17 protein-coding genes and 1 pseudogene are annotated in these 20,024 nt (G+C 56.2%); 9 read left to right on the forward strand and 9 right to left on the reverse strand.

All coding sequences use genetic code 11. From position 1 onward, the window contains the following. Positions 1–10 precede the first annotated feature (10 nt). The 6 genes from ACVKSX_RS00150 to yeiP all read right to left on the reverse strand — a co-directional run bounded on the left by ACVKSX_RS00150 (position 11) and on the right by yeiP (position 7,107). Entirely contained in the window at positions 11–1,819 is a 1,809-nt protein-coding gene (locus ACVKSX_RS00150) for an extracellular solute-binding protein (protein WP_354438154.1), read from the reverse strand. Positions 1,820–1,863: 44 nt separating this feature from the next. Next, entirely contained in the window at positions 1,864–3,426 is a 1,563-nt protein-coding gene (locus tag ACVKSX_RS00155; RefSeq protein WP_346554605.1) for a cyclic di-GMP phosphodiesterase, read from the reverse strand. 222 nt (positions 3,427–3,648) lie between these two features. Then, positions 3,649–4,224: a bifunctional murein DD-endopeptidase/murein LD-carboxypeptidase gene (gene mepS / locus ACVKSX_RS00160; RefSeq protein ID WP_010248316.1), complete on the reverse strand. Its 576-nt coding sequence runs from the start codon at positions 4,222–4,224 to the stop codon at positions 3,649–3,651. 512 nt (positions 4,225–4,736) lie between these two features. After that, positions 4,737–5,444: a phosphatase PAP2 family protein gene (locus tag ACVKSX_RS00165; RefSeq protein ID WP_064690235.1), complete on the reverse strand. Its 708-nt coding sequence runs from the start codon at positions 5,442–5,444 to the stop codon at positions 4,737–4,739. A gap of 45 nt (positions 5,445–5,489) precedes the next feature. Then, entirely contained in the window at positions 5,490–6,458 is a 969-nt protein-coding gene (locus tag ACVKSX_RS00170; protein WP_061901264.1) for a CobW family GTP-binding protein, read from the reverse strand. 76 nt (positions 6,459–6,534) lie between these two features. Beyond that, on the reverse strand, positions 6,535–7,107 hold the full coding sequence (yeiP, locus tag ACVKSX_RS00175) for an elongation factor P-like protein YeiP (RefSeq protein ID WP_003854146.1): 573 nt from the start codon (positions 7,105–7,107) through the stop codon (positions 6,535–6,537). A 343-nt stretch (positions 7,108–7,450) separates the two neighbouring features. Between yeiP and ACVKSX_RS00180 the strand changes: the two genes are divergently transcribed. Beyond that, on the forward strand, positions 7,451–7,705 hold the full coding sequence (locus tag ACVKSX_RS00180; RefSeq protein ID WP_010248308.1) for a YkgJ family cysteine cluster protein: 255 nt from the start codon (positions 7,451–7,453) through the stop codon (positions 7,703–7,705). 48 nt (positions 7,706–7,753) lie between these two features. On the opposite strand, the pseudogene ACVKSX_RS00185 reads toward ACVKSX_RS00180, so the two are convergent. Beyond that, positions 7,754–7,981 (reverse strand): annotated as a pseudogene (locus ACVKSX_RS00185) (type II toxin-antitoxin system VapC family toxin); the annotation flags it as partial. Positions 7,982–8,293: 312 nt separating this feature from the next. On the opposite strand from ACVKSX_RS00185, the gene fruB reads away from it, so the two are divergent. Genes fruB through fruA form a run of 3 tightly spaced genes read left to right on the forward strand, consistent with a single transcriptional unit; the run spans position 8,294 to position 12,088 of the window. Then, entirely contained in the window at positions 8,294–9,424 is a 1,131-nt protein-coding gene (gene fruB / locus ACVKSX_RS00190; RefSeq protein ID WP_010248303.1) for a fused PTS fructose transporter subunit IIA/HPr protein, read from the forward strand. After that, on the forward strand, positions 9,421–10,359 hold the full coding sequence (fruK, locus tag ACVKSX_RS00195) for a 1-phosphofructokinase (protein ID WP_010248301.1): 939 nt from the start codon (positions 9,421–9,423) through the stop codon (positions 10,357–10,359). The genes fruB and fruK overlap by 4 nt, the downstream gene beginning before the upstream one ends. A gap of 16 nt (positions 10,360–10,375) precedes the next feature. After that, on the forward strand, positions 10,376–12,088 hold the full coding sequence (gene fruA / locus ACVKSX_RS00200; protein WP_045140638.1) for a PTS fructose transporter subunit IIBC: 1,713 nt from the start codon (positions 10,376–10,378) through the stop codon (positions 12,086–12,088). Positions 12,089–12,977: 889 nt separating this feature from the next. Here the strand turns inward: fruA and nfo are convergent. Together nfo and ACVKSX_RS00210 are read right to left on the reverse strand one after the other, a co-directional pair. Then, on the reverse strand, positions 12,978–13,823 hold the full coding sequence (gene nfo, locus ACVKSX_RS00205; protein WP_010671008.1) for a deoxyribonuclease IV: 846 nt from the start codon (positions 13,821–13,823) through the stop codon (positions 12,978–12,980). A gap of 51 nt (positions 13,824–13,874) precedes the next feature. Continuing rightward, the gene (locus ACVKSX_RS00210; RefSeq protein WP_187495757.1) at positions 13,875–14,930 is read right to left on the reverse strand and encodes a YeiH family putative sulfate export transporter; all 1,056 of its coding nucleotides are present in this window, start codon (positions 14,928–14,930) and stop codon (positions 13,875–13,877) included. Positions 14,931–15,036: 106 nt separating this feature from the next. Here ACVKSX_RS00210 and ACVKSX_RS00215 point away from each other — a divergent pair, with 106 nt between their 5' ends. The 5 genes from ACVKSX_RS00215 to ACVKSX_RS00235 all read left to right on the forward strand — a co-directional run bounded on the left by ACVKSX_RS00215 (position 15,037) and on the right by ACVKSX_RS00235 (position 19,944). Next, positions 15,037–15,411 (forward strand): YkvA family protein, encoded by a 375-nt coding sequence (locus tag ACVKSX_RS00215; protein WP_354438157.1) that lies wholly within the window; start codon positions 15,037–15,039, stop codon positions 15,409–15,411. Between the two features lie 9 nt (positions 15,412–15,420). Then, a complete protein-coding gene (gene yieE / locus ACVKSX_RS00220) occupies positions 15,421–16,287 on the forward strand; it encodes a DNA-binding transcriptional regulator YeiE (protein WP_010248285.1) in 867 nt (288 codons plus the stop codon). A gap of 117 nt (positions 16,288–16,404) precedes the next feature. Further along, positions 16,405–17,871, forward strand: a complete 1,467-nt coding sequence (locus tag ACVKSX_RS00225; RefSeq protein ID WP_010248283.1) for an amino acid permease — start codon at positions 16,405–16,407, stop codon at positions 17,869–17,871. Positions 17,872–18,079: 208 nt separating this feature from the next. Then, positions 18,080–19,156 (forward strand): FecCD family ABC transporter permease, encoded by a 1,077-nt coding sequence (locus ACVKSX_RS00230; RefSeq protein WP_010248280.1) that lies wholly within the window; start codon positions 18,080–18,082, stop codon positions 19,154–19,156. After that, positions 19,156–19,944: an ABC transporter ATP-binding protein gene (locus tag ACVKSX_RS00235; protein ID WP_010248276.1), complete on the forward strand. Its 789-nt coding sequence runs from the start codon at positions 19,156–19,158 to the stop codon at positions 19,942–19,944. The genes ACVKSX_RS00230 and ACVKSX_RS00235 overlap by 1 nt, the downstream gene beginning before the upstream one ends. The last annotated feature ends 80 nt before the right edge of the window (positions 19,945–20,024 follow it).

Consider the following 20,024-nt stretch of genomic DNA (forward strand, 5'->3'; position numbering starts at 1 on the left):
GGTGATCTCCTTAGCGTTTGCTGGCCGGCAGGCGTCCGGCTTTGTTTGTGTCGTACCACCAGTTTTCCAGTCCGACGCTGTAGGCTGGCTTGCGGGCAGGGTGAGAAAACTTATCCCAGTACGCCAGCCGCTGCTCTGCGTTGTACCACATCGGGATCATATACGCATTCCACAGCAGCACCCGGTCCAGCGCCTGGGCCAGCGGCCGCAGCGCGGCGGGATCACCCTGATGCGCCACAATCTGTTTCACGAAATGCTCGACTACAGGCTCTTTGACCCGCGCGGTATTCCACGACGAGGCAATAAAGTCAGACTGCCACAGGATCTGCAGACTGGAGGTCGGGATCGGCATTGCCCCATAGACCGTGGCAATCATGTCATAGTCGCCTTCGCGCCAGCGCCGCAAATACTGTGAGTTATCGATCTGCCGCAGGTTCAGCGTAATGCCAAGCCGGGAAAGATTGTGCTGGAACGGTAACGCCCAGTCGGTATTGGTGCCACCGCGCAGCAGGAGTTCTATGGTAAACGGCTGACCGGTTTTATCATTGACCAGACGGCGATTTTTTATCTGCCAGCCCGCCTGTTTCAGCAGGTCAAACGCTTTTAACAGGCTGGCGCGGTCATAGCCGCTGCCGTCGGTTTTGTGTGGCTGATAAGGCTGGCTGAACAGCTCAGGTGGCAGTTGCGCGCGCCAGGGTTCAAGCAGGGCCTGCTGCTGTGCATCCGGCACGCCGCTGGCCGCATACGCCGTGTTCTGGAAATAGCTGCTGGCGCGCTGCCAGGCACCGTAATAGAGCGCTTTGTTCATCCACTCGAAATCGAACATCAGTGACAGCGCCTGACGCACGCGGCGATCCAGGAACAGCGGTTTTTCATTGTTGAATGCCAGCCAGCGGGTATCGATAGCGGCATCGTTAGGCGTGGTCTCTTTAACGATGCTGCCATCGTCAAAATTGCGGCCGCGATACTGGGTAGCCCATTTCTTTGCCGATGTCTCTTCACGCAGATCGTAAGCACCCGCCTTGAAGGCTTCAAATGCCACATTGTCATCCAGATAGTAGTCATAGCGCATTCGATCAAAATTAAAGCGTCCGCGATTGACCGGCAGATCAGCGGCCCAGTAATCTTTTACCCGGCTGAACTCAATAAACTGTCCCAGCTTCCAGCGAGTGATGCGATAGGGTCCGCTCGACAAGGGTGGCTCGCTTAACGGCTCATTAAACTTCTTATCGCGCCAGAACGACTCTGCGATAACCGGCAGCGTCAGTAAGCCAAGCAGCAGATCTTTATCCGGCTTCTGTGCCTCGATGCGTACAGTGAGATCGTTCAGCGCTTTAACGGTCACGCCACGGTAGGCGACGCGAAATTGAGGCACGCCCTCGCTCATGAATTTCTGATAGGTGAACGCCACGTCGCAGGCGGTGATGGGTGTGCCATTCTGAAAACGGGCGCGAGTGTTAAGGCGGATCTCAATCCACGTAAAATCGCTGGCGTAGCGCGCTGACTCGGCAATCAGCGGATAATAACTGCCAGGCTCATCGTCTGAGCTGGTGTAAAGCCCATCATAAAGCGTGCCGGTGTTAATGCCCGGATTACCGCGTGAAGCGTAGCGGTTGAAGTTGTCGTAAGTGCCCACCACCGCCATGGTGATGCTGCCGCCTTTGGGTGCGCGGGGATCGGCGTAGTCGTAATGGCTGAAGCCGGGCGGATATTTCGCTTCACCGGCCTGGGTGAACGCGTAGCTTTGCTGGACAGAGGCCGCCAGCAGCGGGGCGCTGAGCAGGCTGCACAGCAGCAGAAGTCCGGAACGAAACAGCATGCACTCTCCTGTCAGATGTCTGGCGCGATTCGGGCCAGGTAGTGTCAGGCGTTATGACGCCGGAAATAGTCTATCAGCGTTTCCGGCCGCAGCGGACGGCTAAAGATGTAACCCTGCAGATGGGTCACACCGCGGTTAATCAGCCAGGCAGCCTGCTCGCCGGTTTCTACCCCTTCGGCCACACTTTTCAGGTTCAGCTTCTTCGCCAGCTGCAGCACGGTATCGAGTACCGGCGAGGTCAGGCTATCCGTACCGATGCTCTGAACAAAACCGCGATCGATTTTCAGATAATCAAAGTCATAACGTTCCAGATAGATCAGCGCGCTGTGACCGGTACCGAAATCATCAATGGCGATATGGATCTGCTGCTGATGCAGCCAGTCAAACAGTTCTCCAACGTTTTCCTCGCGCACCATGGCTCGCTCGGTGATCTCAAACACGTAAGTAAAGTGGTCCGCAGGCATGGTATCAAGCCAGCGCAGCACATCCTGACGGAAACCGCTGTCAGCCAGATGCAGGGGCGAAATGTTGAGGCTGAGGCAGGCATGACGGGGAATGGTATGACACAGCAGGTGGGCATCACGGGAAACCAGCTGAAACAGATGTCGGGTCAGGGGAATAATCAGGTTCTGCGCCTCGGCATAGTGAATAAACACATCGGGCGGAATCGGGCCTTTCGTCGGGTGGGTCCAGCGCAGTAACGCTTCCATCCCATACGGCTGACCATCATGGGAGGTGACCAGCGGCTGATATTCGACGTGAAATTCACCGCGCTTCATGCCCCGAATCAGCTCTTTACCAGGGCGCTGATAAACCGACAACAGCAGCCAGCAAGCGCCTGAAACCAGCAGCGACAGTAGCAGGCCGCTCAGCAGGATATTCTGATAATCGCTGAACGCCAGAGTGGAACCGTACAACACAAACTGCAGCGGATAGCCTGTCAGCGTCTGCCGGTGCAGCGGCATCGGCAGGTTTTTATTCTGCATGACGACGGATTGCCAGCTGGTTAAGGCACTGCGTTGTGCCACCAGTGCCATACCGGTGATTTCCGGATGCCCGGACGCCAGCAGCTGATAGGGTGCCAGGGTAATATTCAGCGTCGCGAAAACGCCTGACTGCAGGCTGCCGGGATTTTTGATCCACAACGCCAGCGCCGGTTTATTGGGCTGCAACGGCGTGCCCGGCATCAGCTGCAGATCGATATCACGCGAAATATCACTCAGGGGCGCAATTACATTGAGCGGCAGATTAAAACTGCCGGTGGCCGAGGAGCAAAAAGCATTACCTTCTTTAACCAGCAGGATGGCACGAAGATTTCCGGCAAAGGCGGCGCGTGAGGTGAGTTCACGATTGATGGTATTGCAGGCAGTGTGGGTAAACGGAAGCAGGGGACTGAGAGTACTGTTAATCAGGCTGGAGAGCGTTTGCTGCAATGCCGTGCGGCTGTTCTCCAGCAGTTGCTGATGCTGTCGTTCGCGCTTCTGCCAGGTCTGGTGAAGCGAGAGTGCAGCAAATAACAGAAAGAATAAGCCGCCAGCCATCGCACTACTCCATGCGATACGGCGAGGATAGGTGGCATGGCGCCGTAGCGCCCCCGACAGTGGCATGAGGAGCTTCCCCTAATCAAATTATTATTATGTTATTGCGCACGACGGCTTCGGTTTAAGCGACCGAGAATATAACGAGACGGCGGGAAATGTCTTGCTATTAATCTGAATCAGAATGCTTTTGTCTTATATAACTGCTGGTAAAAATGATTAAAGGCGAAAAAAAACGCTGCATAAGCAGCGTTTCATGTTCTCTGGCTGAGAGAAGATCGAAAGTGGTTATCAGGTCGGGTTACGACTTAATACACGGCGTCCTTCACGGTAGCGCTTTTTCCAGTAATCATCATTCAGACTGGAGATCATCACGCCACTGCTGGTCGAGGCATGAACGAAGTTATCGTTGCCAAGATAGATGCCAACGTGACGGCCCGTAGAGCCTGCACGGAACATCACCAGATCGCCGGGACGCAGTTTACTGCGGGTAATCTCTTTACCGGTGTCCTGCTGCTGCGAGGTAGAACGCGGTAATTCTAAGCCAAACTGATCGCGGAAGGTGCGTTGTACAAAGGCGGAACAATCGATCCCGCGTTTGGTATCGCCACCGAGGCGATAGCGCACACCTTTCCAGACGGCGTATTGTTCCATGATGCGCGACTTAACGTCGACATTACGCACCATTTCTTCAAACTCATCCTGAGACGCCTGAAGTAAAAAACCATTGTGGTTGTTAACTTCATGATTCTCGTTATTCGCGTTTTGACTGCTATGGGTACTGCTACAAGCTGAGAGGAGTGTTGCCAGCGCCACTGCGGGCACGATCCGCAAGATATATCTCAGTATTGGTTGAGACTTGACCATTATTCGGGTTTTCCTTCGATTTCCTTACGACAAGATTGTCGCCAGCCAGATGACAAAACAGGGAGATTAATAAGCGAAACAGACTAAGACAAATCCTTAATTACTAAAATGTGTTAATGGACACATTTTAACGGTAAAAAATCCGAATTTTCTGCCGCTTTTGCCTCACTGCGACTGAGGTTAACTGATTACAGACGCCGTGGCGAGTGCTTTTAATCAATTTCATATAGGTTTTTTTGATGTGAAATCAAACCGTAACACACTGACTACTTTAGCTACAATTGTGGTCAAATGATGGTGAGAACAGGGAGTTAAAGGGGGGCTAATTCGGGGCATAGCCGCTATTTTTAGAGTTTTCTTTATTGACAGAGGATATTGGCGACTATTTAACCTGCCAGCTGGGTCATAACCTTTTCTTTTCGTGAATTTAATTAGCAGGCTAATAGTGATGGGGTGTTTTTTATAAGCACGGGCGGTTCAAACCAGGGGTTTAAATCGCCCGCGCTTAACATTTACGTCACGGGCTTATATTTACCCGGCAATTTGCGATAAAACCAGTTAACCAATACGTCACTGGCTGGCGTTAATAGCCACCAGCTCAGACCCACTAATACCACCGACATTGAACCGACGGCAACATCGGTAAACCAGTGCGCACCGGCCATGATGCGTGGCAGTGAAAATATCACCACAATAGCCGTGGCAATTAAAAAGCGGCTGAAACCAAAATAACGCCAGATAAAGCAGGCGAAAATGATCAGCATCATACCGTGGTCGCCGGGGAAGCTATCTTTTGAAGCATCTTTAGCGGGAATACCGGTCAGTTCACTGACGCGATGCACGTTCTCGAAGAACAGTGTCGGACTGGAGTGTTTAACCGGCAATAAATGGCCCAGCTGATTGAGGACGACGGCGGTCAGCAGCATGGTGATGCCGATTGCCAGCATCCGGCGCTGCGCCTGTGGCGTTTTGCGCCGCCAGATCGACAGGTAAAGCAGACCCATCGCCAGCAATGACACCGCATCAAAACCACGGTAATTCGTGATAGCGACGATCAGCGCGAACAGCGGATGGGTCACCATCTGGCTATTGAAGCCAAAGAAAATAGATTTATCGACGCCGAACCAGAAGCCATGTTCCGGGGGCAGATACCATGACAGAAATAGCACCACGCCCAGTGCATTAAGCAGCAGGATAGTAATAAGGCGAGTTACGCGCATAGTTAAACTCATTATTATTAAAAATAACCGCCGACAATACCTCTGTCAGCGTAAACGGCACTTCAACAATGCCGATTGTAGTCGATTCCAGTCAGCCTGTTGAGAATGAATGATCTCAATGCGGCTATCGGATGGCGGTGAGGGGAGTGTTTCACTCTGCAGCTCATTTGCCTGGCGATTGATGCGCAGAGCGCCTTCTTTCGTGCGCATCACTCCTTTAACGCGATCTACCGGCGCCTGCCGAACCCATTCCAGCAGCGTGCCGCTGTCGAACAGCGTATCACCATCAAACAGCCAGCCGCAGGCGCTATAGCCCTGTCCGTGGTTCAGCGCCCGACGCCAGCGCGCCTCGCCATTCAGTCGCAACGCCGCCAGACCGCTGGTGGGACCCGACGAATGATGATGCTGCGGCACGGGAAGCTCGCGCGGCTGCCGGGGGGTATCCAGCAGAGAAAGGGGGATCTGACCAAATTCTGTCTCTATCAGAGGGCGCGCAGGCTGCATCTGCTGCTGCCAGCCAGCCAGGCGCTGACGATCCGCCTGATCCCAGCAGTCGCGCTTATTAGCGATAATAAGGTCGGCGGCAGCCAGCTGATCGCGGAAGTTTTCATTGGCAACGATACGAGGATTGGCCAGCTGACGCGCATCCAGCAGCGTCAGTGTGGCATTCAGTTGCAGCCACGACTGATAGACGGGCGCACTCAACATCTCCAGCACCTGACGAGGATGGCCCAGGCCGGTTGGCTCGATCAGCAGCCGATCGGGTTTACTCTTCAGCAGCATATTCAGCCCGACCTGCATCGGCAGGCCATTCACACAGCACAGGCAGCCGCCGGGGATCTCTTTCAGCGTGGCACCGCGATCGGCCAGCAGGGCGCCGTCGATCCCGATCTCGCCAAATTCATTAACCAGCACCGCCCAGTTTTCCCCGGACGGCCTGGCAGCCAGCAGATGGCAGAGCAGCGTGGTTTTGCCGCTGCCCAAAAAACCGGTAATCAGATTAACGCGTGTCATGGGAGTGACTCCTGCCGGGGAATAACGTGATAATGTAATAATATAACACTATCACGATCGGCAGCAGGCTTCTGATTTAGTCTGCACGGCCCATATAGCGGCGTTCAGCAATGTGGATGCGGATGCGGTCACCGTTGCTGAGGTATTCCGGTACCTGAATCGAGAGGCCTGTACTCATACCGGCGGGTTTGGTGCGAGCGCTGGCAGAAGCACCTTTAATGCCTGGTGAAGTATCCACAATCTCCATATCCACGGTTTGTGGCAGTTCCAGCGCCAGCACCTGACCTTCCATCGTCAGCACGTGAATGCCAGGGATACCGCCTTCGGGGATAAACAGCAGCTCTTCTTCAATCTGCTCCTGTTTAAAGGAGTAGGGGGTGTAATCCTCATCATCCATAAAAATATATTCGTCACCATCTATATAAGAGAAGGTCACGCTGCGACGGCTGAGCGAAATCGCATCAATAATCTCGTCGCCCTTAAAGCGCTCTTCCACTTTTAAACCGGTGCGAACATCGGTAAAGCGCATTTTATACAGGGTGGCGGCACCGCGTGCGCTGGGGCTCTGGACATCAATATCTTTAACCAGCAGCAGTTTACCGTTGTGCGTGACGGCCATCCCTTTTTTGATTTCATTGGCTTTTGGCATTGCTGTTCTCGCTATCTTGAGAGTGAAGTGCGCGCAACGTTACTCGCGCCGATGAAAACTGGCAATATCACCGGCGTGAAATTTTGTCTCAGGCCGCGGCTTTCATGGCAATTGCCGCCCCGGACTGCTATTGTCGCCGCGACTTTCTCTGCCTGAGCACAGCATGCAATGCCGTAGCCAGGGCGGTGCCTGTTGTACAGCGCCCTCTATCTCTTCACCGATTTCTGGCATGGGTGACAGTGAACGATTTAAGCAGGAAGTTAAGAGCTGAAGGGTGTGGTGTCGCTCCCTCTGAGGTTCTGTTACTGTCTGTTGTATCCTGAAGGTCGCGTGAGAGGTGTTAATGCAGTGTCGTATTGATTGTGGAGCCTGCTGCATTGCGCCGTCAATCTCCAGCCCCATCCCCGGAATGCCGCAGGGTAAACCCGCGAATGTCCGATGCATTCAGTTATCGGATGAAAATTTGTGCATGATTTTCGGTTCAGCTTTAAGGCCGAAAGTATGCGGAAGTCTGCAACCTTCAGTTGATATGTGTCTTACAGACCGTACTTCAGCCATGACCTACCTGATTGAGCTTGAAGCCAGCACACGTGCCTGAGAACCCTCCCACCGCTTAGATTCAGCCCAGCGTCAGCGGTTAGCTGACCTACTCTTCCAGCTGCAATCCGGGTACCCGTTCAAACTCGCGTGTGTTATTGGTCACCAGAATAGCCCTGGCCGCAATGGCATGCCCGGCAATCGCGGTGTCGTTGGGACCAATGGGCGTTCCGGCAGCAGCCAGCGCCGCTTTGATTTCAGTAGTTGCATCTACCGCTGCGCGATCCCATGAAAGCACAGCATCAAGACGTGCGCAGAATGCATCTACCAATTGCAAACGTATCTGCTGTAAACCGAAGCGGATACCGCGCCATCAGGCGCTGACGCTGCTGAAGTTTTTCGGTCCACCCATTCTCACTTTACAGCAGCAGCGTCAGCCTGTTCGTCCGCTAATCCGCTAAACCTGCCCGAAATGTGCGTAACGTCAAAAATCTGCTACGCCGTTTGCGCATTTTCTTGCCTGGTGAAAGCGGCTGTACCACAATCCCTGAAACGTTTCAGCGGTGACTGCGCCACCTGTTTTCCTCAGCATGGCGTAAAAACTTTCACACTAGCTGAAACGATTCAATCTCAGCAAGCGAGGAGAATTATGTTCCAGCTCGAATTGCAGGCCATCCATACCGGAGCCAGCGCCCAGAATAAAGAAGAGGCCATTCGTCAGGTTGCTGCCGCGTTAACCGCGGCGGGCAATGTGACCGAAGGGTACGTCAACGGCATGCTGGCGCGCGAACAGCAGACCTCAACCTTTCTTGGCAACGGCATCGCAATCCCTCATGGCACCACCGATACCCGCGATCTGGTGCTGAAAACCGGCGTTCAGGTTTTCCAGTTTCCGCAGGGCATTGCCTGGGGTGACGATCAGACAGCCTATGTTGCCATCGGGATTGCCGCTAAGTCGGATGAACATCTGGCGCTGCTGCGTCAGCTGACCCATGTGCTGAGCGATGACACCATTGCAGAACAGCTAAAAACCGCCTCTGCTGAAGATCTTCGCGCGTTGCTGATGGGCGAGAAACAAGCCGCTGAATTCAGCTTCGACACCTCATTAATCACGCTCAACGTAGCTGCCAGCGATCTGATCACCTTACAGGCGATGAACGCCGGTCGGCTGCAGTCCGCTGGTGTGGTGGATGCCAGCTACGTCGCAGACGTGGTTTCAACGCCTCCGCTGAATCTGGGTCAGGGCATCTGGCTCAGCGACAGCAGCCTCGGCAACCTGCGCAGCGGCGTGGCTATCAGCCGCGCTGAACATGCCTTCGACCATCAGGGCGAATCGGCTGCGATGTTAATCAGCGTTTCGGCGACCGATGAACGTCCGCTGGAAGTGCTGGGTTACCTCAGCGCCTTGCTGCAGCAGGGCAAAGCGGATCGTCTGTTGAAAGCGGATGCTGCAGGCGTTTACGCACTGCTCACCAGCGAAGTCGATGAGCAGGCTGACGTGCTGACGGCTGAATTTACCATTCGCAACGAACACGGCCTGCATGCCCGTCCGGGCACGGCGCTGGTCAGCGTGATCAAGCAGTTCAACAGCGACATCACCGTGACCAATCTCGACGGCAGCGGCAAACCCGCTAATGGCCGCAGCCTGATGAAAGTGGTTGCGCTGGGCGTGAAGAAAGGTCATCGCCTGCGCTTTACCGCCAGCGGTGAAGATGCACAGCAGGCGCTGAACGCAATTGAAGAAGCGATCACCAGTGGTCTGGGTGAGGGGGCATCATGAGCAGACGCGTCGCCACCATTACGCTGAATCCGGCGTATGACCTGGTGGGATATACCCCTGAAATTGAACGTGGCGAAGTTAACCTGGTGAAAACCACCGGGCTGCATGCTGCGGGCAAGGGCATCAACGTAGCCAAAGTACTTAAAGATCTGGGTATCGACGTCACCGTCGGTGGCTTCATGGGGAAAGAGAATCAGGACGGTTTCCAGCAGTTGTTCAGTGAGCTGGGCATAGCCAACCGTTTCCATGTCGTGCCAGGCCGTACCCGTATCAACGTCAAACTCACTGAACAGACCGGTGACGTCACCGATCTGAATTTCTCCGGTTTTCAGGTGACGGCGCAGGACTGGGATCGTTTTACTACCGATTCCCTGACCTGGCTGGGCCAGTTCGATATGGTCTGCGTCAGCGGTAGCCTGCCTGAGGGCGTCGACCACGATGCCTTTACCCGCTGGATGACCGAACTTCGCACCCACTGCCCATGCATCATCTTTGACAGCAGCCGCGAGGCGCTGGTGGCAGGACTGAAGGCGGCACCGTGGCTGGTTAAACCTAACCGACGTGAGCTGGAAATCTGGGCCGGTCGCAAACTGCCAACCCTGCAGGATGTGATTGGCGCTGCGCACGAACTGCGCGAGCAGGGTATCGCCCATGTGGTGATTTCGCTGGGCGCAGAAGGCGCTCTGTGGGTCAACGCTTCTGGTGAATGGATCGCTAAACCGCCGGTGTGCGAAGTGGTCAGCACCGTGGGTGCAGGCGACTCAATGGTTGGCGGCCTGATTTATGGACTGCTGATGCGCGAATCCAGCGAACACACGCTGCGTCTTGCGACTGCCGTGGCGGCGATGGCCGTCAGCCAGAGCAATGTTGGCGTTTCCGATCGTACTCAGTTGGCCGCAATGATGGCGCGCGTCGACTTACAACCCGTTAACTGACAGCAGGAGAGCGATAATGAAAACGCTGCTGATTAAAGACCCTACACTGGGACTGGCTTCCGCATATATGGCGCAACAACGTCTGGCGGCTGCCGCCGCTGCGGCGGGCCTGACCCTGACTGATAATCCTGCCGACGCTGAGCTGGCGATTGTGCTGGGCAAAAACGTGCCGGACGATGCGGCGCTGAACGGCAAAGCGGTCTGGCTGGGCGATATCCAGCTGGCAGTACGTGAGCCAGAAACCTTCCTGAACCGCGCGAAAGCAGAAGCGAAAACCTGGCAGGCACCGGCTGCGGTAGCAACACCTGCAGCAGGCGCACCTGCTGCACCGGCTCAGGCTGGTGCACAGAAACGCGTCGTCGCGGTGACCGCCTGTCCGACCGGCGTGGCGCATACCTTTATGGCTGCCGAGGCCATTCAGGCTGAAGCGACCCGTCGCGGCTGGTGGGTGAAAGTTGAAACCCGTGGTTCAGTGGGAGCCGGTAATGCGATCACTCCGGAAGAAGTCGCTGCCGCCGATCTGGTGATCGTCGCAGCTGATATCGAAGTCGACCTGGCGAAATTTGCCGGTAAGCCGATGTACCGTACCTCAACCGGTCTGGCGCTGAAGAAAACCGCGCAGGAGCTGGATAAAGCGGTAGCAGAAGCGAAGCCGTATAAAGCGGCGGCTGGCGGACAGAACAATAGCAGTGAAGAAGAGAAGAAAGGCGGAGCAGGGGCTTATCGTCACCTGCTGACCGGTGTTTCTTATATGCTGCCGATGGTGGTCGCAGGTGGTCTGAGCATCGCGCTGTCGTTTGCCTTTGGTATCACGGCGTTTAAAGAGCAGGGCACGCTGGCTGCGGCGCTGATGCAAATTGGTGGTGGCAGCGCCTTTGCCCTGATGGTGCCGGTGCTGGCGGGCTTTATCGCCTTCTCCATCGCTGATCGTCCGGGTCTGACGCCGGGTCTGATTGGCGGTATGATCGCCACCAGTATTAACGCAGGTTTCTTAGGCGGAATTATCGCGGGCTTTATTGCCGGTTATGCGGCGAAGCTGATCAGCGGCAAAGTTAAACTGCCGCAGAGTATGGAAGCGCTGAAACCGATACTGATTATTCCCCTGTTCGCCAGTCTGATCACCGGTCTGCTGATGATCTACGTAGTGGGTAAACCGGTTGCTGGCATCATGAACGGCCTGACGCACTGGCTGGCCAACATGGGAACGGCGAATGCGGTCCTGCTGGGTGCCATTCTGGGCGGCATGATGTGTACCGATATGGGCGGTCCGGTAAACAAAGTGGCTTACGCGTTTGGCGTCGGGTTACTGAGTTCGCAGACCTATGCGCCAATGGCAGCCATTATGGCAGCCGGTATGGTGCCACCGCTGGCGATGGGGCTGGCGACGCTGGTTGCCCGTCGTAAATTCAATAAAGGTCAGCAGGAAGGTGGTAAAGCAGCACTGGTTCTGGGTCTCTGCTTTATCTCTGAAGGCGCGATTCCGTTTGCCGCCCGTGACCCGATGCGCGTTCTGCCTTGCTGTATCGTTGGCGGTGCAACCACCGGCGCGATCTCCATGGCGATTGGCGCAAAACTGATGGCTCCGCACGGTGGACTGTTCGTGCTGCTGATCCCTGGCGCGATTACCCCGGTTATCGGCTATCTGATGGCGATTATCATCGGCACCGCGATTGCGGGTCTGAGCTATGCGGTACTGAAACGTCCGGAAGAGCAGCTGGCGAAAGCCTGATTTGCAGAAGTGCATAATCTGCTGAAGTGAAAATAACAGGGAGCCGGATGGCTCCCTGTTTGCTTTTACAGACGGTTCCCGAAGTCAAAGCGACGGGAGCATACGACTGGAGTAAAGCATCGCGGGCCATGGACAAAAAGCCGGGAGCGTTTTTGAACAACGCAAAGCGTTGGCCCGGCTGCGGGCGCACCTTAGGGATGAGGTGCGTAATCGCCCGCGCTGCGCCTGCCAGGGATGGCGTTTTTTTGCGTCTTTACGGAAGGCGTATGCTCCCTGAGCCAGCGTTCTCTCTAAACGAAAAGGGAGCATGCCAGCCAGTTAAGCGACAGGTGATAACGCAGTCTGGTGCCGATCAGGGGCTGGCGGTCCTCGCGCCGCTGCGCGGTTCCTTCACGTCATTCCTCTGCCTGACGGACCGCCGGGGATGGCACATCCTGTGCCGCCCCGCCTTTCGCCCGCGTCCTGCGGGCTCTCCTGGCAGACTCATTCTGTTCAGCGCTGCGGATTGCCTGCTCCTGATCGCCACCGGCCTGCTCTGAAACTTCAGTGTGTATTGTTAAAAAGGGCACGAGAGTGGAGGCCTGAGCGCCTCTGCTGCTGAAAGGGCTATCCGCAGCGCTGAGGCGTGACGGTGGGCCAGAAGTCCACGCCGGGAAGCGTGGACAGTTCGGGGCCGGCCAGGGAGGGCCGATCCCCGAACGGTTCGTCGGCACGACGTCAAAGCCGAAGGTACCGCGTGAGCGGCGCGAGGACGGCCCGGCAGCAGCAGAGGTGCACTGGCCCGCACTGCGGCTCGCTCGCACTGACAAAAAAGCTGCCACGTTTGACCGTGACAGCCTTTACAAATCTAATCTTAACTGACCAGCATTAAGCCAGCTGGCTCCCTTTTCTATCCCTGCTGTTCGGCTTTCAGCCAGGCAATCTCATCTTTCCAGATATCGGGATTAATGGTTTCCAGAATCAACGGGATGCCATCAAACCGCGGATCTTTCATCAGCCAGCTAAACGCTGTTTTGCCGATATTGCCTTCACCCAGGCTGTGATGGCGGTCAACGCGACTGTCGAAGGCGCTTTTGGCATCGTTAAGGTGCATGCCGCGCAGATAGTTAAAGCCGACAATGCGCTCAAACTCGGCGAAGGTCGCTTCGCAATCCGCTTCGGTACGCAGATCATAGCCACCGGCAAACGCATGGCAGGTATCAATACAGACGCCGACACGCGATTTATCTTCAACATGCTCAATAATGGTGGCGAGATGCTCGAAGCGGAAACCCAGATTACTGCCCTGACCGGCGGTATTCTCAATGACGGCGGTGACATTCTGGCTCTGGTCGAGAGCGATGTTGATCGACTCCGCAATCCGCTTCAGACAGGCCTCCTCATCAATCTGATGCAGATGGCTGCCCGGATGGAAGTTCAGCAAAGTCAGGCCGAGCTGGTCGGCACGTCGCAGCTCATCAATAAAAGCCGCGCGGGATTTCTCCAGCGCCTCTTCAACCGGATGACCCAGGTTTATCAGGAAACTGTCGTGCGGCAGGATTTGCTGCGGACCGAATTTGTACGTCTCGCAGGCGGCACGAAAAGCATCAATCACCTCAGTCGAGAGCGGGGCGGCCTTCCACTGACGTTGATTTTTAGTAAAGAGCGCGAAGGCGGTGGCTTCTATTTCATGGGCGCGGATCACTGCCTGATCCACGCCACCTGCCGCACTCACGTGTGCGCCAATATATTTCATGCCTTTCTCCTGGGGCTGTGCACGGATGAGACGGCATGATACCCGATGCCGCTAGCCCATGAAATGTTGCACCAGCAGATTGATTGCACCGCCGCCGGCGATTAACCAGGCAAACACCATCGCACCCAGCAGCAGCGGTTTAACGCCTGCCTCACGCAATGCCCCGAAACGGGTGGTCAATCCCAGCGCCGCCATCGCCATCGCCAGCAGCAGACCCGCCAGCTGATTCAGCGTCGCCACCACCATGGCAGGCAGCAGCTGCAGCGAGTTAAACAGTGCAACACCGATAAACAGCAGGGCGAACCAGGGAAATGTCACAGCCTGACGCGCGTTGCTTCCTTGACGTTTGCCGCGTATCACGGCGCTCAGGCAGAGCAAAAAGGGAGCCAGCATCATTACCCGCAGCATTTTGGCAATGACCGCGCTGTTCTCGGCTTCCGGGCTGATGCTGTGTCCGGCGGCCACCACCTGCGCCACTTCATGGATGGTTGAGCCGGTAAAAACCCCGAACTGCGATGCACTCAGTCCCGGGAACAGCTCATGCGCCAGCGGCCACAGCAGCGGATAGATAAAGATCGCCAGCGTGCCGAACAGCACCACGGTCGCGATAGCCACCGCAACTTTCGACGGCGCGGCTTTCACTACCGGCTCGGTCGCCAGTACAGCCGCAGCACCGCAGATACTGCTGCCCGCACCTATCAGCCAGACGGTATCGCGATCCAGCTTCAGCAGCCGCATGCCCAGCAGGCAGGTTATCAGGAAGGTACTGGTCAGGGTCAGCGCATCAATCAGGATGCCGCTGAAACCGACGTCAGCAATTTGTTGTAAAGTAATGCGAAAGCCAAACAGGATGATCCCCAGCCGCAGCAGTTTCTGCTTAGCCAGCAGCACGCCGTTGTCGCAGCGTGACGCCAGCGGCGAATAGATGCTGTTACCGACCAGGATGCCCAGCATAATCGCCAGAGTCAGTGAACCCAGCCCCAGCGCGGCAATCATCGGTTGCTGCGCCAGCCAGCTGGCTGCCCCGGCAATCACGGCGGTCAGCAGCAGACCCGGGATCCAGAGCGGAACGGGATGATGCGGTTTAGCGATGCTCAGTTCAGTCATGGTGGTCACTCCTCCTGGTTGAGACCCGATCATGACGGCGACTGGCTTAAAAGTGAAATTGATAATATATTTATAATTAACCAGAATAAACGATAAGGCAGCAATCATGATAGTTTCGCGTCTGCGCCGCTGGGCGACGCTGATCAAAAGAGATGTGTTTGTGCTGTGGTTTGCCTTCCGCGATACCCGCACACCCTGGTGGAACAAGCTGGGGATGCTGGGGCTGGTCGCCTATGGCATCAGCCCGATCGATATCATTCCTGATGTGATCCCCTTTGTCGGTCTGCTGGATGACGCGGTGATTATCCCGACGGGCGTCATGGTGCTGCTGCGTTTACTGCCGCAAGAGGTGCGCATCAGCAGCAGCGAGCGGGCGCAGTCTCAACGTTCGCGTGGCAAAAAGATTGCAGGCTGGCTGGTGGCGATAGGGCTGATCTGGCTGGCATTAATCATTTACCTGGTCAGGCAGTCACTGAGTTAAGAGGCAACGATGCACATTACGCTGCGACAAATTGAAGTTTTCACCGAAGTGCTTAAGAGCGGTTCCACCACTCAGGCTTCGCAACTGCTGGCACTGTCGCAGTCCGCAGTGAGTGCAGCGCTGGCCGATCTGGAGAGTCAGCTCGGCGTGCAACTGTTTGACCGGGTTGGCAAACGGCTGGTGCTGAATGAGCATGGACGGCTGCTCTATCCCCGTGCAGTAGGGCTGCTGGAGCAGGCGGGCGAAATCGAGCAGCTGTTTAAAGAGGATAACGGCGCGATCCGCATTTTTGCCAGTAGCACCATCGGCAACTATCTGCTGCCAGGCATGATGGCCGCTTATCGTCGCGATTTTCCCCGCCTGCCGCTGGAGCTGAGTGTCGGCAATAGTCAGGATGTGATTCAGGCGGTTTCCGATTTCCGCGTCGATGTCGGATTGATTGAAGGGCCGTGCCATATGACCGAGCTGGTCAGTGAACCCTGGCTCGAAGATGAGCTGGTGGTGTTTGCCGCGCCAGATGCGGCGATTCTGCAACAGCCGGTGACGCTGCAAACCCTGGCTGACGCCCCGTGGATCCTGCGCGAACGCGGCTCCGGCACCCGTGAAATTGTCGATTATCTGCTGCTGTCGCATCTGCCGAGTTTTCAGCTGGGCATGGAGCTGGGCAATTCCGAGGCGATTAAACATGCGGTGCGGCACGGCATGGGCATCAGCTGTCTTTCGCGCCGGGTGATTGCCGATCTGCTGGAGGCGGGCACGCTGGTTGAACTGACGATTCCGCTGCCGCGTCTTATCCGCACGCTCTATCGCATCCATCACCGGCAGAAGCATATTTCCAAAGCACTGACGCGGTTTTTTTCCTATTGTCGCGAGTAATTACTAATAATTCCGGCGCGATCATGAAGTTAACTAATAACAGGTTGGCATTCGCTATACAGAGGCGATCTGGCTGCTACAATCGCGCCTCATTTTTACCCAGCGTAGCGTTAACACATGCATAATGACTCAAATACAACACAACAACCTGCATTACGACGTGCGTTAAAAGCCCGTCACCTGACGATGATCGCCATCGGCGGCTCCATTGGTACCGGCCTGTTTGTCGCCTCCGGTGCCACCATCGCTCAGGCTGGCCCCGGCGGAGCACTGCTCTCCTATATCCTCATCGGCCTGATGGTCTACTTCCTGATGACCAGCCTCGGCGAACTGGCTGCGTTCATGCCGGTATCGGGTTCCTTCGCCACCTACGGCGCAAAATATGTCGAAGAGGGCTTTGGTTTCGCACTCGGCTGGAACTACTGGTACAACTGGGCGGTTACCATCGCGGTTGACCTGGTAGCGTCCCAGTTGGTGATGAACTACTGGTTCCCCGACACGCCTGGCTGGATCTGGAGCGCGCTGTTCCTGGGGCTGATGTTCCTGCTCAACTACATTTCGGTCAAAGGCTTTGGCGAGGCGGAATACTGGTTCTCGCTGATTAAAGTGGCCACCGTGATTATCTTTATCATCGTTGGCGTGCTGATGATCACCGGCATTATGCGCGGTGCTGAACATGCGGGCTGGCAGAACTGGCAGGTGGGCGACGCGCCGTTTGCGGGCGGCTTTGCGGCGATGATTGGGGTGGCGATGATTGTGGGATTCTCCTTCCAGGGCACCGAACTGATCGGTATCGCGGCGGGCGAATCTGAAGATCCGGCGAAGAATATTCCGCGCGCTGTGCGGCAGATTTTCTGGCGTATCCTGCTGTTCTATGTGTTCGCTATCCTGATTATCAGCCTGATCCTGCCATACACCGATCCGCAGTTGCTGCACAATGATATCGACGATATCAGCGTCAGCCCGTTCACCCTGGTGTTCCAGAATGCCGGTCTGCTCTCTGCCGCCGCCGTCATGAATGCGGTGATCCTGACGGCTGTGCTGTCAGCGGGTAACTCCGGGATGTATGCGTCAACGCGTATGCTTTACAACCTTGCCAGCGAAGGTAAAGCGCCACGGATTTTCGCGAAGCTCTCTAAAGGCGGCGTTCCGCGTAATGCCCTTTGGGCCACCACCGTGGTGGCCGGACTGTGCTTCCTGACCTCAAAATTTGGTAATCAGGAAGTCTATCTGTGGCTGCTTAATACCTCAGGCATGACCGGGTTTATCGCCTGGCTGGGTATTGCCATCAGTCACTATCGCTTTCGTCGGGGCTATGTCGCCCAGGGACGTGACCTGAACGATCTGCCTTACCGTTCCGGCTTCTTCCCGCTGGGTCCGATTTTCGCCTTTGTGCTCTGCCTGATCATCACGCTGGGTCAGAACTACCAGGCATTCCTCAACGACAGCATCGACTGGTATGGCGTGGCGGCAACCTACATCGGCATTCCGCTGTTCCTGATTATCTGGTTCGGCTACAAGCTGACGCGCGGTAGCCGTTTCGTGAAGTACAGCGAGATGGAGTTCCCGGTTCACAAAGAGTAACTCTGCGTCATCGCCCACGCTGAGCCCGCCAGGGATGGCGGGTTCTGCGTCATTGCGAAAGGCGCAGGCTCCCTGAGCCATTCTCCTGCCTGCAACACCGTTTTTTACTGTTTTTTCACGTCTCGCTTATGTTCTCGAATTGATAATTATTATCACCTGCACTATTGTGGCTGCGTTTTCTGACGTGATAGCCACACAGGGTTCAAACATGACTACCGAAACTTCGCTGCTGGCGGGGGAAGAGACGCTTCACCACACCATGCAGAACTATCATCAGGTGCTGCGCCGCCGCTTAATCTGGATTGGCGTGCTGCTGCTGGCGATACTCGCCTCGCTGATCCTCGACTTCACGCTGGGTCCGGCGGGACTCTCACTTGAAACGCTGTGGAATACGCTGCTCAGCCCCGAGAGCGTGGATGCCGGCACGCGCGTCATTGTCTGGGACATTCGTCTGCCCTATGCGCTGATGGCGCTGGTAGTGGGCCTGTCGCTGGGTCTGGCGGGCGCAGAAATGCAGACCATCCTGAATAACCCGCTGGCCAGTCCGTTTACCCTCGGTGTCTCATCGGCGGCGGCGTTTGGCGCCGCGCTGGCCATCATCCTCGGCGTGGGTATTCCCGGCATTCCCGATCAGTGGTTAATTTCTGCCAACGCCTTTGTCTTTGCTCTGTTTGCCGCGCTGATGCTGGATGCCGTAACCCGCTGGACTCAGGTCTCTTCGGCGGGCGTGGTGCTGTTCGGTATCGCGCTGGTCTTCACCTTTAACGCCCTGGTATCCATGATGCAGTTCATCGCCAGCGAAGATACCCTGCAGGGCCTGGTGTTCTGGACCATGGGCAGCCTGGCGCGCGCCTCCTGGGAAAAGCTGGGCGTGCTGAGCGTGGCGCTGGCCATTCTGGTACCGTTTTCAATGATGAGCAGCTGGAAGCTGACGGCGCTGCGTCTGGGCGAAGACCGCGCGGTAAGCTTTGGCATTGATGTGCGTCGTCTGCGCCTGACTACGTTACTGCGCATCAGTATCCTCTCTGCCCTGGCGGTCGCGTTTGTCGGCCCGATCGGTTTCATTGGGCTGGTCGCTCCCCATATCGCCCGCATGATGTTTGGTGAAGATCACCGTTTCTATCTGCCTGCCAGTGCGCTGGTCGGTGCGCTGGTGCTGTCGCTGGCGTCGGTCGCCTCGAAAAACCTGCTCCCCGGTGTAATCATCCCGGTTGGCATTGTCACCTCACTGATTGGCGTGCCGTTCTTCCTGAGTATTATTCTGCGTCATCGGGGGACGGTATGATGGAACAGGGTCTGACGTTACGCGGCTTCAGTGCCGGGTACCCAAAAAATAAAGTCATTGATAATCTTAATATCGCGCCGCTGCCGCGCGGCGAGATCACCGTGCTGCTGGGGCCGAATGGCTGTGGTAAATCGACGCTGCTGCGTGCACTGGCCGGTCTGAATAAAGGCCAGGGCGAGATGTGGCTCAACGGTGAGGATCTCATGACCCAGCCGTTTGCCCGGCGTGCGAAGAACGTGGTTTATCTGCCGCAGTCGCTGCCTGCGGGCGTACATCTGCATGTGCTGGAGTCGATCATCGTGGCGCAGCGTGCCTCCGGTGGTCTGCACAGCGCCAGCAGCGAAGCGGAAATCATGCATCTGCTGGAACAACTGGGCATTGCCCATCTGGCGATGCGATATCTCGATCAGCTCTCCGGCGGACAGAAACAGCTGGTCGGGCTGGCGCAGTCACTGATCCGTCGCCCTAAGCTGCTGCTGCTGGATGAACCGCTGAGTGCGCTGGATCTCAACTACCAGTTTCACGTGATGGATCTGGTGCGGCGCGAAACCGCTCAGCGTAACATCGTGACGGTGGTAGTGGTGCATGACATCAATATTGCACTGCGTCATGCGCAACATGCGCTGATGCTGAAGCAGGGCGCGCTGGTGGCGGAAGGGCAGCCGGATAAGGTGATCACGCCTGCCACTCTGGCAAAGGTGTATGGCGTCGATGGTCGTATCGAACACTGCTCGCGTGGTATCCCGCAGGTGATGATCGACGGGCTGACCGGCCCGGCACTGGTCTGATATTGAGGAGGCGTCCGGTAGGGCGCTGAGCATCACTGTTCTGAGAAAGGAATTTTTACAGGGCAGGCTGGCAGGACGCT

The sequence above is a fragment of the Pantoea sp. PvP021 genome, assembly GCF_054056055.1.

Coding starts and splice junctions, on each gene's coding strand:
- ACVKSX_RS00150 (WP_354438154.1), bottom strand. CDS start 1,819: ATGCTGTTTCGTTCCGGACTTCTGCTGCTGTGCAGCCTGCTCAGCGCC.
- ACVKSX_RS00155 (WP_346554605.1), bottom strand. CDS start 3,426: ATGCCACTGTCGGGGGCGCTACGGCGCCATGCCACCTATCCTCGCCGT.
- mepS (WP_010248316.1), bottom strand. CDS start 4,224: ATGGTCAAGTCTCAACCAATACTGAGATATATCTTGCGGATCGTGCCC.
- ACVKSX_RS00165 (WP_064690235.1), bottom strand. CDS start 5,444: ATGCGCGTAACTCGCCTTATTACTATCCTGCTGCTTAATGCACTGGGC.
- ACVKSX_RS00170 (WP_061901264.1), bottom strand. CDS start 6,458: ATGACACGCGTTAATCTGATTACCGGTTTTTTGGGCAGCGGCAAAACC.
- yeiP (WP_003854146.1), bottom strand. CDS start 7,107: ATGCCAAAAGCCAATGAAATCAAAAAAGGGATGGCCGTCACGCACAAC.
- ACVKSX_RS00180 (WP_010248308.1), top strand. CDS start 7,451: ATGCAGTGTCGTATTGATTGTGGAGCCTGCTGCATTGCGCCGTCAATC.
- fruB (WP_010248303.1), top strand. CDS start 8,294: ATGTTCCAGCTCGAATTGCAGGCCATCCATACCGGAGCCAGCGCCCAG.
- fruK (WP_010248301.1), top strand. CDS start 9,421: ATGAGCAGACGCGTCGCCACCATTACGCTGAATCCGGCGTATGACCTG.
- fruA (WP_045140638.1), top strand. CDS start 10,376: ATGAAAACGCTGCTGATTAAAGACCCTACACTGGGACTGGCTTCCGCA.
- nfo (WP_010671008.1), bottom strand. CDS start 13,823: ATGAAATATATTGGCGCACACGTGAGTGCGGCAGGTGGCGTGGATCAG.
- ACVKSX_RS00210 (WP_187495757.1), bottom strand. CDS start 14,930: ATGACTGAACTGAGCATCGCTAAACCGCATCATCCCGTTCCGCTCTGG.
- ACVKSX_RS00215 (WP_354438157.1), top strand. CDS start 15,037: ATGATAGTTTCGCGTCTGCGCCGCTGGGCGACGCTGATCAAAAGAGAT.
- yieE (WP_010248285.1), top strand. CDS start 15,421: ATGCACATTACGCTGCGACAAATTGAAGTTTTCACCGAAGTGCTTAAG.
- ACVKSX_RS00225 (WP_010248283.1), top strand. CDS start 16,405: ATGCATAATGACTCAAATACAACACAACAACCTGCATTACGACGTGCG.
- ACVKSX_RS00230 (WP_010248280.1), top strand. CDS start 18,080: ATGACTACCGAAACTTCGCTGCTGGCGGGGGAAGAGACGCTTCACCAC.
- ACVKSX_RS00235 (WP_010248276.1), top strand. CDS start 19,156: ATGGAACAGGGTCTGACGTTACGCGGCTTCAGTGCCGGGTACCCAAAA.